At 42.0% G+C, this 15840-nt stretch carries 10 protein-coding genes; 7 read left to right on the top strand and 3 right to left on the bottom strand.

Features of this window, described 5'->3' with window-relative positions:
* Positions 1 to 344 precede the first annotated feature (344 nt).
* A complete protein-coding gene (locus ACL9RF_RS11425; protein ID WP_422800765.1) occupies positions 345 to 3557 on the top strand; it encodes a SusC/RagA family TonB-linked outer membrane protein in 3213 nt (1070 codons plus the stop codon).
* Positions 3558 to 3563: 6 nt separating this feature from the next.
* The gene (locus ACL9RF_RS11420) at positions 3564 to 5111 is read left to right on the top strand and encodes a SusD/RagB family nutrient-binding outer membrane lipoprotein (RefSeq protein ID WP_422800764.1); all 1548 of its coding nucleotides are present in this window, start codon (positions 3564 to 3566) and stop codon (positions 5109 to 5111) included.
* A 193-nt stretch (positions 5112 to 5304) separates the two neighbouring features.
* Here ACL9RF_RS11420 and ACL9RF_RS11415 read toward each other — a convergent pair whose 3' ends face one another.
* On the bottom strand, positions 5305 to 6165 hold the full coding sequence (locus tag ACL9RF_RS11415; RefSeq protein WP_079642450.1) for a sigma-70 family RNA polymerase sigma factor: 861 nt from the start codon (positions 6163 to 6165) through the stop codon (positions 5305 to 5307).
* A 261-nt stretch (positions 6166 to 6426) separates the two neighbouring features.
* Here ACL9RF_RS11415 and ACL9RF_RS11410 point away from each other — a divergent pair, with 261 nt between their 5' ends.
* On the top strand, positions 6427 to 6633 hold the full coding sequence (locus ACL9RF_RS11410; protein WP_422800763.1) for a helix-turn-helix domain-containing protein: 207 nt from the start codon (positions 6427 to 6429) through the stop codon (positions 6631 to 6633).
* A 21-nt stretch (positions 6634 to 6654) separates the two neighbouring features.
* Here the strand turns inward: ACL9RF_RS11410 and fmt are convergent, their stop codons facing one another.
* Positions 6655 to 7581, bottom strand: coding sequence for a methionyl-tRNA formyltransferase (gene fmt, locus ACL9RF_RS11405; RefSeq protein WP_422800762.1), 927 nt, complete (start codon positions 7579 to 7581; stop codon positions 6655 to 6657).
* A gap of 93 nt (positions 7582 to 7674) precedes the next feature.
* On the opposite strand from fmt, the gene ACL9RF_RS11400 reads away from it, so the two are divergent.
* The 4 genes from ACL9RF_RS11400 to ACL9RF_RS11385 all read left to right on the top strand — a co-directional run bounded on the left by ACL9RF_RS11400 (position 7675) and on the right by ACL9RF_RS11385 (position 12709).
* A complete protein-coding gene (locus tag ACL9RF_RS11400; protein ID WP_422800761.1) occupies positions 7675 to 8892 on the top strand; it encodes an ABC transporter permease in 1218 nt (405 codons plus the stop codon).
* 94 nt (positions 8893 to 8986) lie between these two features.
* Entirely contained in the window at positions 8987 to 11116 is a 2130-nt protein-coding gene (locus tag ACL9RF_RS11395; RefSeq protein ID WP_422800760.1) for a cation:proton antiporter, read from the top strand.
* 8 nt (positions 11117 to 11124) lie between these two features.
* Positions 11125 to 12387 carry an NADP-dependent isocitrate dehydrogenase gene (gene icd, locus ACL9RF_RS11390; protein WP_422800759.1) on the top strand — a complete coding sequence of 421 codons (1263 nt, stop codon included), beginning with the start codon at positions 11125 to 11127 and terminating at the stop codon, positions 12385 to 12387.
* 64 nt (positions 12388 to 12451) lie between these two features.
* Complete coding sequence (locus tag ACL9RF_RS11385) at positions 12452 to 12709, top strand: hypothetical protein (RefSeq protein ID WP_422800758.1); 258 nt, start codon at positions 12452 to 12454, stop codon at positions 12707 to 12709.
* 159 nt (positions 12710 to 12868) lie between these two features.
* Here the strand turns inward: ACL9RF_RS11385 and clpB are convergent, their stop codons facing one another.
* Entirely contained in the window at positions 12869 to 15466 is a 2598-nt protein-coding gene (gene clpB / locus ACL9RF_RS11380) for an ATP-dependent chaperone ClpB (protein ID WP_422800757.1), read from the bottom strand.
* Positions 15467 to 15840 lie beyond the last annotated feature (374 nt).

Genomic DNA, 15840 nt, shown 5'->3' with positions numbered 1-15840 from the left:
TACCTGTTTCGGATACGATGGAGGCGTAGTAGGCAGGAGCCGTAGCTATGGCATACCCGTAGGTACAAGCAAGGGCGCCTATATTTCGTGCCTGTGCCCTTAGATATTACCTTAGAACCGCGCCTATGTATCGTATATTAATAAGATTTATAAAGGAAAAAAATATTTGACTATAAAGACTATCTTTTAAGTAGAATTTATATATTTGCAACGACAAACAAATTTCAATCGCATAATGAATTTTCCTGCCTTACATCGAATGTGCATAGGAGACAAGCAGCAAGTCTGTTGTTGTCTCCGCTAATTCTTTTCATTTAATACCTATTAAAAGTAATAACAAAAACATGAACAAAACGAAGTATACATACCTTGTATTGGCAGCGCTTGCGCTAAGCTCAGGGCCGGTATTCGCACAGACTATATTAAAAGGAAAGGTTGTTGATGCCGCGAATAAGGTAGTTGCCGGAGCAACCATAACCGACAACAGCAGTAAGAAAAAAGTAGTAAGCGATGCAAATGGCGAATTTGTATTGGATGTTCCCACCGCGAATACAACCCTATCGGTATACGCTATAGGTTTCGATACTAAGGTCGTAACCTTAAGTGGTACGCAATATATGAACGTACAGTTGGCCGATCATCAGGAGAACCTTAGTGAAGTTGTGGTTACGGCCCTCGGAATTTCCAGGGAAAAGAAATCCTTAGGTTATGCCGTGCAAGAGGTGAAATCGACAGCCCTGCAAACGCGACCTACAAATGCCCTGGCCTCTTTATCTGGAAAGGTAGCCGGCTTACAAGTCACCACATCGGGGGGAAATATGGGCGGGTCTTCCCGCGTGCTCTTACGTGGTATTAACTCCATTGCCGGAAATAATGCACCGCTGTATATTGTGGATGGTACCCCGATTGATAATACAGATTTAAATTCTTCAGGTACAAACGCAGGTAGTGCCGGAAAAGATGTGGGCAATGTAATTCAGGATATTAACCCCGATGATATCGACAATATTTCGGTATTAAAAGGGCCTACAGCGGCGGCATTATATGGCTCACGTGCTGCAAATGGTGTTATATTAATCACTACCAAGCGGGCAGCAAAAGGAGAGAAGTTTGAAATATCTGTCCATACCGGTGTCGATTTTGAAAATATAGTGCGCCTGCCGAAAAGACAGAAGCTTTATGGTCAAGGGTATTCCACAGATTTTCAAACTGTGAATATTGCAGGTAAAGAATATAAAATTGTAGATTATGCTTCCGATGAAAGCTGGGGCCCCCGTTTAGATGGTACACCTGTTTTGCATTGGTATAATCTTAACCCCGAAGATGCTGCGGACTATCTTAACCCACAGCCATGGGTTTATCCCAAAAATGATGTTTCTTATTTCTTTCGTACAGGTGTGGCAAATACCAATAATATAGCCCTGTCGGGAAATAGTGGAAATACAAATTACAGATTTTCATATACCAATAAAAATGTACGGGGTACAGTGCCCAATTCGAGCCTGGGGCGAAATACCTTGAATTTTTCCGGCGGAACAAAGATCGGAAAGTTAACGGTTAGCTCGAATTTGAATTATATTCATAACAGCACTACCGGTAAGCCATGGTCGGGTGCATCCAACCGAAATATTATGCTAGAGGCTTTCCAATGGGGTGCTGTTCAGGTTGATTATAAGCGCCTAAGCAACTATAAAAGAGCCGATGGTTCTCCTTTAGCGTGGAATCGTAGCGGCTGGCAGGATACCCCAGACGCCGAGGCTACAAAATTTATTGATAACCCATATTGGTCGGCCTATGAAAGTTATCTTAAAGATAACAGAGACCGTTTTTATGGAAATGTGGCTGCGCAATATGCGGTGAACAGCTGGTTAACGGTTGGCGCTAAGTTACATGGCGATGTGTATACCTATAAGGCGCAAGATCGTATTGCTAAGTTTTCGCGTAGCACCTCGCAATACGAAGAGAGTGGGTATAGCTTAAACGAGTACAATTATGAATTTCTGGCTACAGCACAGAAAAACTGGTCTGATTTTTCCTTGGTAGCCAACGTTGGTGCTAACGTAAGGGATCAAAAATATAGAACTGAATATGCCGTTACGCAGGGGGGATTATTCTTTCCCAACTATTACAACCTAAAAAATGCAGCGGCTGTGGATATTACAAACCGCTTCTTCGCAAAAAGGGTTGCTTCGCTCTACGCGAGTGCATCCTTGGGATTTAGGGATATTTTGTTTCTGGATGCAACGGTACGTAACGATTGGTCGTCGACATTACCTGAACATAATTATTCGTATTCCTATCCATCCTTCACCGGGAGCTTTGTATTTAGCCAGTTAAAGGGGCTCCATCACCTAGACTGGTTATCCTTTGGTAAAGTACGTTTAGGCTGGGCACAGGCTGGTAACGATACGGATCCTTATCAATTGGCAAAGGTTTACGATGCCGAACAATCTTTTGGTTTAAATCCATCGTATAAGCTTCCTTCTACCTTAAATAATGCCCTCTTAAAACCCGAGATTACCAGCTCATTGGAGGCGGGTTTAAATCTTCAGTTTTTTAAAAATCGTTTAGGACTTGATGTGACTTATTATAGTAATTTGTCGCGTAACCAGATTCTTAAAGTACCTGTTTCCTCTGCCTTTGGCTACGACGATAAGGTGTTGAATGCGGGAAGGATTACAAACCGGGGTATTGAGGTGATATTAAATGCGGCGCCGATCAGAAAGGAGAACTTCACGTGGAATACCGCCCTTAACTATTCGCGTAATAGAAATAAAATCGTCAAATTACACGATCAGATTAATACACTGGCCCTCAATGCGGGCAGTTCTATTAACGGAACCCAAGCTACGCCGTTGGTAGCATTAGTGGCCCGCGAGGGGCAGTCGTATGGTCAGCTTATGGGCTACGATTTTGTTTACGCACCCGACGGGCAGCGTGTTGTACAAGGAGATGGCACCTATATGAAGACTTCACAACTAACCACCCTGGGCTCTGTATTGCCAGATTATCTTGTTGGTTTGCAGAACTCCTTCCAGTATAAAAATTGGAATTTCGGGTTTTTAATAGATGGGCGTGTAGGTGGAAATTTCTTCTCTCAAACGTATAAGGTGGGCATGTATGCCGGTATTTTAGATAAAACTGCAGCGCATAACGTACGAGAAACAGGCGTTGTTGTAGATGGGGTTAAAGGCGATGTAACGTTTCATTCGGATGGCAGTTATACCGTAACGAATACCGCCCAAAATGACACCCGTATTACAGCACAAGCATGGGCACGGAACGAATATAATGGTCCGACCACATTTTCGATTTTTGATGCTACCTTCCTTAAATTGCGAGAGGTAACATTGGGGTATAATTTTAAACTAAACGATAGCCATGTCGTTAAGCAGCTTGCTGTTACCCTCTACGGTCGTAATCTGTTGAACTTGTATACCAAGAGCAAGTATATTGATCCGGAGTTTACCAATAGTGCTGGTAATATTCAAGGTATTGAGGGAGGGAATATTCCGACACCACTTACCTATGGGTTTAATGTAAACTTTAAATTTTAATAAACGATGAGAACTATATTAACAAAATCTTTTGCTATTTTAAGTCTGGCCTCTGTGTTTATGGCTGGCTGTACAAAAGATACGTTTAGAGATATTAATACCGATCCCAACAGGCCTGGTTTTGTAACGACGACGAGTATACTGGTATCGGCCGAAAGGCAGTTGGTAAATGCTATTCGTAGTGAAGATATCAACCTCCGTGGAGCACAGTTGTTTGCACAGTATTTTAGTCAGAATATCTATACCGATCAATCGCGGTATGTGGTTCAAACGGCTTATTCCGATACCTATTGGTCGGCAATGTATAAAGGGCTGAATAATTTAAATGAAATCATTAAATTAAATACAGATCCGACAACAAAAGGTTCTGTATCCTTAGCTGGTGCTGGAACGAATGCCAATCAGATTGCTATTGCTCGAATTCTAAAGGCCTATGCTTTTCATAATTTAACCGACGTTTTTGGCGACATTCCTTACGAGTCGTATGGAAATAAAGATCCTGACTTTGAGGCATTGCAACAGGCCCCTGATAATCTTACGCCGAAATATGCTGCACAGGAAAAAATATATAGAGATATCTTAAAAGAGCTGCAGGAGTCGGCAGATACCTTATTGAAGTATAAAGATCTTAATACCTTTGCTGCAGCGGATATCATCTATGGCGGTGCTAACCGCCAGTGGGCAAAATTTGCCAATTCCTTACGTTTGCGGTTGGCTATGCGCATACGTAGCAAAGACGGTTCGTTTGCTACGGCGCAGATTGAGGATGCCCTGCAGAAAGGTGTTTTTGCTTCCAATGCAGATAATGCGGCCTTTACCTTCAATGAAGCACCGCCATACCAAGCGCCTTTATTTCGAGCTACCGTTACGGCAAACCGAAAGGATTTTGCGGTTTCGAAAGTTTTAGTCGACGCTTTGCAAGGGAAAAAAGGACCTTTTACAGCCTTAGACCCTCGTTTACCCCAGTATGCCAAGGCTAATGTTAAAGGCGCCTATGTTGGACAGCCGTATGGGCTTCCTTTGGCTGCAGGAAACGCTTTTCCTATAGACTCCATTTCTTTGCCTGGCACAGTTATTAATGCGGCCAATTATGCGGAGGTATTACAGGAGTATGCGGAAGTGGCTTTCCTGATCGCAGAGTATAAAAATTGGGATACCCAGGCGTATAAAAATGGGGTAAAGGCATCCTTAGAGAAATGGAAGGTTGCAGCAGGTGATGTGGAGGAGTACCTTAAAACGCTGCCGGAGGCGAACAAAGAAACCGTGCTTACGCAGAAATATTTTGCCTTGTATAACCAAGGGTTTGAGGCCTGGTCTGAAATTCGTAGAACGGGCTATCCGTTATTTTTGGTGAAAAAAGGGGAGGTCATCTGGACTGGAATCGTAGCGGGGAAACCGACGACTTATACCTTTAACCCGGAGGTATCCGATAAATTGCCAACACGTTTTATCTACCCCCAGATTGAGCAAAGTACAAACCAGGCCAATTACCGGAAGGCACTGGCTGCTCAGGGCGATGATGTGATTACCACAAAAGTATGGTGGAATAGGTAGCATAAAGCGGGTGCACAGCATAAACAGTGTAAGCAGATTAGCCAGGTTTGAAACTAACCATCCCTCATTTGAGGATATATTTTAATGCTAAAGAGTTATCCTTTTGGGTAACTCTTTTCTTTTCTACTACAGAAAAAAAAACGCTACTTTTTTCAAAGCAGCGCCTAAATAATTTGACATATGTTAGTGTATCTTAACCTAAATAGGATTTTAAGATTTTACTACGGGAGGTATGACGCAGACGTTGCAAAGCTTTGTCTTTAATCTGGCGCACACGTTCTCTTGTAAGGTTGAATTTTTCACCGATCTCTTCTAGGGATAGTGGGTGGTTGGAGCCTAAGCCAAAGAATAATACGATAATCTCACGTTCTCTTTCTGTTAAAGTCGATAGGGATCTTTTAATTTCTTCGGATAGAGACTCGTCGATCAAGGAGCTATCTGTATCTGGGTCAGAGTTTTCTAATACGTCCAATAGGGTATTCTCTTCACCTTGTACAAATGGTGCATCCATAGATACATGTCTTCCTGAATTACTTAAAGTATCCGACACTTTGTCTACAGTCGTTTCTAAGATATCTGCCAACTCTTCTGGAGAAGGTTCACGCTCGTACTCTTGTTCTAATTTGGAGAATGCTTTACTGATTTTGCTTAACGAGCCCACTTGATTAAGCGGTAAACGCACGATACGTGATTGTTCAGCAATAGCCTGCAAAATAGACTGACGGATCCACCACACAGCGTAGGAGATAAACTTAAAACCTTTAGTTTCGTCGAAACGTTTAGCTGCTTTTATAAGTCCTAAATTTCCTTCGTTAATCAGGTCACCTAAAGTAAGACCTTGATTTTGATACTGTTTAGCAACAGAAACTACGAAACGTAAGTTGGTTTTAGTAAGTTTTTCCAATGCCACTTGATCCCCTTCGCGAATACGTTGCGCTAATATTACCTCTTCTTCAGCGGTAATAAGGTCAACTTTACCAATTTCGTGTAAGTATTTGTCTAGAGATTGGGATTCGCGATTCGTGATCGACTGTGTAATTTTGAGCTGTCTCATTTAATATTTAAACCTTTCTTTTGGAATGTTGCAAAAATACAAATAATAATCTTCGCGGAGTGCAATAAATTTGTAATTTATCGACTCATTTAGAGGTGGTTATAGGATGTATTCGAACCGTATGTTTACATCAAAAATCGTTCCAAACTTATTTTCTGTCGTGTTTTCATACATTTATGTTATTTTCTATATTATGTGTTTACTGTTAAAACATTTTTTTCTATTAAATGTTTTATATGTACGATATAAAAATCAATTAACATGGGAATAAAAATACACCTTGGAGAAATTATGGCAAAGCGGAAAATGTCGTTGAATGAGCTTAGTGAGCATGTGGGAATAACACTCTCCAATTTATCTATATTAAAAAATCAAAAGGCAAAAGCTATTCGCATGAGCACCTTGGCAGCCATTTGCAGAGCATTAGACTGCCAGCCGGGTGACATTATGGAATTTGTAGATGAGTAAATTCTTGGTCTTCGAGGAAGTTTAATTCGTTTCAGTGAAATGAAATCCTCTTAAAAACTCTTGAATTGACATTCTTTTTTTACCTTCAATTTGTATAGTTAACAAATGAATATAACCATCATTTGTGGCATATTTTAGATACGATTTACCATCCGTAATATAATTCCCGGCAGGTACATGCACCGCACTAATTTCCTGAGAGGCTTCATAGATTTTCAACACCTTATCCGCTAAGTACGTAAAAGCGGTAGGATAGGGGCTTAAACCCCGAATTTTATTGAACACCTTTTCTGTGCTGTTGTTCCAATCAATTTTGCAGTCCTCCTTAAAAATTTTGGGGGCATGCTTAAGTTCTGAAACCTGAATATCGTCCTGAGGAATAGGTTTTAAGGAGCCCTCGCGTAATCCCTGTATGGTGCGGATTAAGGTTTCAGCACCTGCAATCATAAGCTTATCGTGAATGCTACCTGCATTGTCCTGCTCCTGTATAGCGACCTTATGCGCCAACAGGATATTTCCCGTATCTATTTCGTGCTGCAGTAAAAAAGTGGTAACGCCAGTTTCCTTTTCGCCATTAATTACCGCATGGTTTATTGGGGCGGCACCGCGATACTGTGGTAACAGCGAGCCGTGCACATTGATGGTACCCAAAGGAGGCATATTCCATACCACTTCAGGCAACATACGAAAGGCCACAACAACCTGTAGGTCTGCATTAAAGGATTTTAAATGGGCTATAAAGGCAGGGTCTTTAAGTTTCTCCGGCTGTAATACCGGGATACCTTTTTCCTGGGCATATACCTTTACTGCCGATTCATGGAGTTTCTGTCCGCGACCTGCGGGTTTGTCTGCTGCAGTAACCACGGCTACCACATGTTCCCCATTATCCAATAGAGCTTTTAATGAAGCCACCGCAAAGTCGGGGGTTCCCATAAATATTATACGCATAATACCGATTATTTTTATTGCAAAGGTAAGACAATCTCCCTTGTCAAGTAACAAATTTTATTACCTTTGCGAAGGTACAAATTATAATTAAGCTTGAATTTTCCATTATTTCTCGCCAGACGTGTAATATTTAAAGGGCAACGAACCTTCTCGAAACTTATTGTACGGGTTACGATAGGCGCCTTGGCTTTAGCGATCTTTGCTATCGTATTGTCGGTAGCCATATTACGTGGGTTTAAGGGAGAGATAACCGCAAAACAACGCGGCTTTTTCAGCGATATCATTGTCACCCGTGCCGACGTTAACCAAACCGAAAACTCGCCTATTGCCTTATCCGAGGCACATATTCAGGAAATTCTGAAAATTCCCAATGTAGAATCGGTTTCTCCATTTGCCACAAAGGTTGGCATTATGAATGTAGAAGGCGAAGTGGAAGGGGTGCTGTTGAAAGGTATTGAGCACCAGTACGATCAACACTATTTGTCGCGAACCTTAGTCCAAGGGGATACCCTGCATTTCGGCAGTGACAATGCCGACAACCAATTGTTGGTGTCCCATTTTTTGGCCGAGCGCTTAAATTTGACGGTCGGCGAATCGTTTATTATGTCGTTTGTGCAGGACAACCGTAGCCGCAAGCGTAAATTTGTGGTGCAAGGCATTTTCCGTACCAATGCAGAGGAACTGGATCGTAACTATGTAATTGGATCGTTGCAACTTATCCGCCGGTTAAACAATCTGGATGATAAGGATGCCGGAGCCTATGAAATTCGGGTTAAAAACTTCGACAATTTAGCGGAAACTACGCGCGCGGTAAATGAGATTTTACCGCAAAATGTGCATGCGACAAATATTGTAGATCAGCTACCTGATATATTCAATTGGTTAAAAATGTTGGATATGAACGATGATATTATCTTTGGATTAATGGTTATCGTCGCCGTTATTAATATGATATCCTCCCTGCTGATCACAATTTTGGAACGTACCAGCATGATCGGGATGTTAAAAGCATTAGGGATGTTAAATCGAGACCTCCGAAAAGTATTTCTTTATAACTCCTTATATCTAATTGGTTATGGCCTGTTGTTGGGCAATATCGTGACCTTTATCCTGTACTTTTTGCAGGCAAAAACGCACTTTTTTAAGTTAGATCCAGCTATATATTATATTGAGTATGTGCCTGTTTCTATTGATATGACCACGGTACTGCTTCTCAACCTTAGCGTAGTTGTTATTTCGTTGCTAACACTGTTTATTCCCTCCATGCTGATAACCCGGATATCACCTATAAAAACTATTCAGTTTAAGTAGCCTTAAAAAACGGGTGCTTTATTATTCCTATTTTTTTCGTATTTTCAACAGCTGAATGGTTAAATCTATTCCAATTCGAAGACGGAGCTTATATATGAATAACAAAATAATACACCATCTTACAGAAGCATTTCAAGCACCTTTGCAAAATCCTGTACTCATATTTTCTTTAGTTTTATTTATTATCCTGCTATCCCCCATTTTACTGCGCCCTATTAAAGTTCCCGGTATTATCGGACTTATTATATCGGGTGTAATAATTGGCCCGCATGGATTAAACTGGTTGGAGAAAAATTCGGCAGTTACACTTTTTTCTACCATAGGTCTGTTGTATATTATGTTTATTGCCGGCTTGGAATTGGATATGAATGAGTTTAAGAAAACAAAACATAAGAGTTTGTTGTTTGGTTTCTTTACTTTCGCTATCCCCATAGCTATTGGGTTTCCGGTATGCCATTACCTGCTCGGATATGCTGTTTTGCCGAGCATATTAATTGCCAGTATGTTTGCAACGCATACTTTAGTGTCGTATCCTATTGTTCACCGTTATGGTATATCGAAACATGAGGCTGTTGCCATTACCATTGGAGGTACCATCCTTACGGATACGGCGGTGCTGATTATTCTCGCCGTAATAACAGGGGCCTCGCAGGGGGTGATAAACCAGGAGTTTTGGGTTACGCTATGTGTATCCTTTGCCGTGTTTTTGTTTATTATGTTTGGCATTATCCCAAAAATTGCAAAATGGTTTTTTCAACGTATAGAGTCTGAAAAAACGGGGCATTATATTTTTGTACTTACGGTTGTGTTTTTTGCCGCCTTCCTGGCCGAAATTGCGGGTCTGGAACCTATTATTGGGGCCTTTGTTGCAGGTTTGGCATTAAATAAATTAATACCACATTCCTCGGCATTAATGAATAGAATCGAGTTTATTGGTAATGCCATTTTTATTCCTTTTTTCCTGATTGCTGTAGGTATGATTGTCGATATATCGGTGCTTACGAAGGGCCCAATGGCACTTATTGTAGCCGGAACATTAACGGTTGTCGCCGTAACAGGTAAATATTTTGCCGCTACTGCAACACAACTGGTGTTTAAATATACCCGAAACCAGCGGAATCTTATTTTTGGTTTAAGTAATGCCCATGCTGCGGCTACCTTGGCTGTTATTATGGTGGGGTATAACAATAATATAATCGACGAGAATGTACTTAATGGTACGATAGTATTGATTTTAGTGACCTGTATTGTGGCATCGATGGTGACCGAGGCGGCATCCAAAAAAGTGGTGCTAGAGGGGCATCAGGATGATACACATATTGAACATGTGGAGGAGCATGAGGAACAGCTGATGATTCCGATAGCAAACCTTAACAATATGGAGCCTATTTTAGATTTTGCAACCTTAATAAAGTCTAAAAAGTCACATTACCCTATAAGTATATTAAGTGTAGTGCCTGATAATGAACAGGCCGAACGTAATTTACAGGAAGCACGGCGTAACCTGGATAATATGGCGAGCTATGCGTCGGGCGCTGAAACGGAAGTGGATTTGCTGACTACCATAGACTTCAATATTGCGACCGGCATAGCGCGGATGACAAAGGAAATTATGGCCGATTGTGTAATAATGGGTTGGCCGAGTGCGGTTTCCTTTGTGGAAAAAATTGTAGGTGAAAAAACAGAAAGCATATTAAACAAAACGGATACTACGTTGTTTATGTGTAAAATAGATAAACCACTGGTGGTGCACAAATCCATTACGGTTTTTGTACCCCCATTGGCCGAGTCTGAAGTTGGTTTCGAATATTGGATGGAGAAGGTGCTGAAACTGGCGCAAGAACTATCTTTACCGACAGCATTTATATGTAACACCCGCACGCAAGGCAATATAGATCTAACCTGTAAGGCATTGAAAACGAGTGTACCCTATACGTTCAGTAATTATGAAGATTGGGATAATATGTATGGTTTAGCTACTTTTAGTAACATCGATGCCTTACTGATTTTTGTGTCTTCACGATCGGGAGAGGTATCTTACCGGGATTCATTAGATGGTTTAGCAAGGCGGGTAGGGCGTTATTATAAAAATCAGAATCTTATTTTACTCTTTCCAAGCCGGCAAGAAGATCAGCATATCGATGAGTATGAGGATATTCAGACGGCTCCGATATTCCGTAAAATAAGTCGAGAGATTGGCAATATGTTTAATAAAGAAAAATAAAAAATTGTATGAGCACGACGATCAGCATGGGAAGCGATGGTAAACTTATCGTTCCGGATAATCCAATTGTACCCTTTATTATTGGTGATGGCATAGGGCCAGATATTTGGCATGCTGCCGTACGCGTGTTTGATCGTGCTGTGGAAAAAGCCTACCAGGGCAACCGTGCCATTACCTGGAAAGAGGTGCTGGCAGGAGAAAAAGCTTTTCAGCAGACCGGAAATTGGTTGCCAGCGGAAACATTGGATGCCTTCCAACAGTATCTTGTGGGCATTAAAGGTCCGTTAACGACGCCCATAGGTGGCGGTATTCGCTCTTTAAATGTGGCATTACGTAAGGCCTTGGATTTGTATGTCTGTCTGCGCCCTACAAAATGGTTTACCGGTGTACCTTCTCCAGTGCTCCACCCGGAGCATGTAAATATGGTAATCTTTCGTGAAAATACAGAGGATATCTATGCGGGTATTGAGTTTGATGCCGGTAGTGCGGAGGCCCTTCAATTACAGGAATTTTTAAACCATAACCTTAAGGTAGATTATACCTTTGCCCAACATACGGGGCTGGGTATTAAGCTGGTATCCGAAGCGGGCTCTAAACGACTGGTTCGCGCTGCTATAGACCATGCTATAGCACATAATCTACCCTCGGTAACGCTTGTACATAAAGGAAATATTATGAAGTATACCGAGGGGGCCTTTAAACAGTGGGGCTTTGATGTTGCTGAACAGGAGTATGCCGATAAAACCTATACGTGGGGACAGTGGGAGCGCACCAAGGCAGAGAAAGGGCAGGAAGAAGCCAATGCGGAACAGCGGCAAGCTGAGGCGGAGGGCAAAGTCATTATAAAAGATATTATTGCAGACAACTTTTTGCAACAGATTCTGTTGGCACCACGCGATTTTTCGGTTGTGGCAACCTTGAATCTTAACGGCGATTATATATCGGATGCCCTGGCTGCAATGGTCGGGGGGATAGGTATTGCCCCCGGAGCCAATATAAATTATAAAACCGGGCATGCCATCTTTGAGGCTACGCATGGTACGGCACCTCGATTTGCAAATACCGATACCATGAACCCCTCATCGGTAATTTTAAGTGGGGTGATGATGCTTGAATACATGGGCTGGCAAGAAGCTGCAGATGGCATTGTTAAAGCATTGGCTGCTACTATAGCCGATAAAACCGTTACCGTAGATTTCTATAATCTAATGGAGAACGCATCCTTAGTGAAAACGAGTGAATTTGCGGATAGAATTATTGCCAAACTGTAGGCGTTTATGCTGTAATGTATAATCCATGCCACAAGTAAACAGATAAGTATTATTTTTGTTCCGTATGGAATATAATAAATTACCCCTGCTTATTCGTCAGTCGGCGGAACTATCGCAAAAGGATATAGAAAGCCTGTTAACGGTAACAACGTTACCGACCGAACAGGAGGTGGACGCTATTCGCCATCTGCCGGAAATACAAGAGCTTACCAATGCATTTATTGGCGATGACAGTACCCGGAATACACACCTGCAGCTCAAAGCTAAAGCTTATATAGCAGATCAAGATGTAGACATGGCTTGGAAGGTGTTATTATTATAATGCGATACATTTAGCCTACCCTTACTACACATAGGAAGGGATTCCTGTTTTCGCTTGAAAGATAACTGCTCAAAGAAGTGCTTTACTGTTGATCGATGACGCTACAAAAAAAAATGATCCTACCTATAGCATAGGCAGGATCAATTTTAAAGTTTTCTATTATTTTTTTGTATTTAAGAAGACAAATTTCCCATCGAAAACGTCGAGTTTAATGATGGCATCACTGCTTACCTTGCCAGCGAGAATCTCCTTCGATAACTCATTTAAAATACGCTTTTGAATAACACGTTTTAGCGGGCGTGCACCATACACGGGGTCATAACCCAGCTGTGCTAACCAATCTAAAGCTTCATCACTCGCTGAAAGGAAGATATGCTGTTCAGACAACTGCTTCTGTACACGTGAAAACTGCATACGTACAATATCTCCGATTTCATTACGCCCTAGTGGGGTAAACATAATAACTTCATCAATACGGTTTAAAAACTCCGGGCGTATCGATTTCTGCAAAAGCTCAAATACCTCATCCTTAGTTTTGGCGACAACCTCATCTCGGTTTTGATCGTTTAAGCTGCTAAAGTTCTCCTGAATAATAGGCGACCCCGTATTGGAAGTCATAATAATAATCGTGTTTTTAAAGTTCACAACCCGACCTTTATTATCCGTAAGGTGGCCATCATCCAACACCTGTAGTAAGATGTTAAACACATCAGGATGTGCTTTTTCAATCTCATCTAACAACACTACCGAATACGGGCGACGACGTACCGCCTCCGTAAGCTGTCCGCCTTCATCGTAACCAACATATCCCGGAGGGGCACCAATTAAACGGGAAACCGCATGGCGCTCCTGGTATTCCGACATGTCAATACGTACTAAAGCCTGTTCGTCATCAAAAAGAAACTCGGCCAGCGCTTTAGCTAATTCCGTTTTACCTACCCCTGTTGTTCCTAAAAAGATAAAAGAGCCGATAGGGCGTTTAGCATCACTAAGTCCTGCTCTCGAACGACGTATAGCATCCGCAATAGCCTCAATCGCTTCCTCTTGGCCGGCCACACGTTTATGAAGCTCCTCCTCCAGATTAAGCAGTTTTTCTCTTTCCGATTGCACCATTTTATGAACCGGAATACCCGTCCAGTGCGATACCACATCCGCAATATCTTCGGCAGTAACCTCCTCCTTCAGCATACGGCTGCTCTGCTGTTTATCCGCAAGTTCAGCTTTCAATGTCTCTACCTTATCCTGTGCCTCCTTAATCTTGCCGTAACGCAGTTCAGCCACCTTCCCATAATCGCCAGCACGCTCCGCCTGTTGCGCTTCCAGTTTAAAGTCTTCAATATGTTGTATTTCCTGGTTTACGCGATCTACCAAAGTCTTTTCAGACTGCCATGCTGCCTTTAAGGAGTCCCTTTCCGACGATAAATTAGCGATGCTTTCCGACAGTTCGCCAACTTTTTTACTATCGTTTTCTCTTTTTATAGCCTCTCTTTCAATTTCTAGCTGCATAATCCGACGGTCCAGCTCATCTACAGCCTGCGGTACCGAGTCCATTTCCAGGCGAAGTTTAGAAGCAGCCTCATCGACCAAGTCAATAGCCTTATCAGGTAGGAAGCGATCGGTAATATAACGCTGCGATAATTCAACCGCTGCAATTATCGCTTCATCCAGGATGCGAACTTTATGGTGCGTTTCGTAACGTTCTTTCAGTCCGCGAAGAATGGAGACAGCATCCTGTGTATCAGGTTCGCCGACCATAACCTTTTGGAATCGACGTTCCAAGGCCTTATCCTTTTCGAAATACTTCTGATACTCATTTAAAGTCGTAGCACCAATAGCACGCAACTCACCTCGAGCGAGAGCAGGCTTTAATATATTGGCGGCATCCATCGCCCCCTCGCCGCCACCCGCACCGACCAGCGTATGAATTTCGTCGATAAAGAGAATAATTTCGCCATCACTATCCGACACCTCTTTCACCACCGCTTTCAGGCGCTCCTCAAACTCTCCTTTATACTTTGCGCCAGCAATAAGTGCTCCCATATCCAAGGAGTACACGGTTTTGGACTTTAGATTTTCCGGCGCATCGCCTTTAATAATACGGTGAGCGATTCCTTCGGCGATAGCCGTTTTACCAACACCAGGCTCACCCACTAAAATAGGGTTGTTTTTCGTACGGCGGGACAAAATCTGCATAACACGGCGAATCTCCTCGTCTCGGCCAATAACAGGATCGAGCTTTCCAGACTCCGCGTATTCATTAAGATCGCGCGCATATTTTGCTAATGCATTGTACGTCGCTTCGGCATTCTGATCCGTCACCCTATTGCTACCACGTAATTCCTTTATGGCCAGTTTAAGGTCTTTTTCATTGACCCCCTGGTCTTTTAATAAACCAGATACCTTGTCGTTCGCGGCTAATAAGCCCAGTAGAACATGCTCTATGGAAACAAATTCGTCGTTAAACTCCTTAAGGTAGCTTTGCGCCTTTTGCAATACGGTAGCCGTGGTATTACTTAGGTATACGTTACTGCCACTAACTTTCGGTAGGGCATCCACCTGTTTATCGATTTCACTACTTATGTAATTGATATTTACATTCAGTTTTTTCAACAAATGACTGATGATATTCTCGTCAACCGTAAGTAATGCCTTTAGTAGATGAGCAGGCACAATAGCCTGCTGCTGGTTGCCAACAGCAATTTCTGAAGCCTTCTGTATGGCTTCTTGGGCTTTTATAGTATAATTGTTAAAATTCATAGGGTAAAGTCTTTTCTCTTACTAGCATAACAAATCAAATGCCTTAGGGTTTTAAGAATTTACTTTCTGCTAAAGTGTCGCATTTAACGGGTTTAAAGTGTCAATATTTCCGATTTACAATAAAACATCACATAAATACATGAAATTTTTTCATTGATTTACAGTTGCTTGCTTTAAAAATATAAAAAAAACAGCAGGCAGACTTGACATTTATGGGCAAGGTTTCGATATTTGCAGCACAATAATGCAGAAGGCAGCAGGCCTTTTAGCCGTAAGATTAAAGCTTACATTTTTTATTGAAAAGCCTCCTTAGCTCAGCTGGTAGAGCAACTGACTTGTAATCAGTAGGTCATTGGTTCGATTCCGATAGGAGG

The organism is Sphingobacterium sp. Mn56C, assembly GCF_049319645.1.
Taxonomy (GTDB): domain Bacteria; phylum Bacteroidota; class Bacteroidia; order Sphingobacteriales; family Sphingobacteriaceae; genus Sphingobacterium.
The sequence above is the reverse complement of the archived record's forward strand: the minus strand, read 5'-3'. Positions and strand labels throughout refer to the sequence as shown.

Coding starts and splice junctions, on each gene's coding strand:
- ACL9RF_RS11385 (WP_422800758.1), top strand. CDS start 12,452: ATGGAATATAATAAATTACCCCTGCTTATTCGTCAGTCGGCGGAACTA.
- icd (WP_422800759.1), top strand. CDS start 11,125: ATGAGCACGACGATCAGCATGGGAAGCGATGGTAAACTTATCGTTCCG.
- clpB (WP_422800757.1), bottom strand. CDS start 15,466: ATGAATTTTAACAATTATACTATAAAAGCCCAAGAAGCCATACAGAAG.
- ACL9RF_RS11415 (WP_079642450.1), bottom strand. CDS start 6,165: ATGAGACAGCTCAAAATTACACAGTCGATCACGAATCGCGAATCCCAA.
- fmt (WP_422800762.1), bottom strand. CDS start 7,581: ATGCGTATAATATTTATGGGAACCCCCGACTTTGCGGTGGCTTCATTA.
- ACL9RF_RS11425 (WP_422800765.1), top strand. CDS start 345: ATGAACAAAACGAAGTATACATACCTTGTATTGGCAGCGCTTGCGCTA.
- ACL9RF_RS11420 (WP_422800764.1), top strand. CDS start 3,564: ATGAGAACTATATTAACAAAATCTTTTGCTATTTTAAGTCTGGCCTCT.
- ACL9RF_RS11410 (WP_422800763.1), top strand. CDS start 6,427: ATGGGAATAAAAATACACCTTGGAGAAATTATGGCAAAGCGGAAAATG.
- ACL9RF_RS11395 (WP_422800760.1), top strand. CDS start 8,987: ATGAATAACAAAATAATACACCATCTTACAGAAGCATTTCAAGCACCT.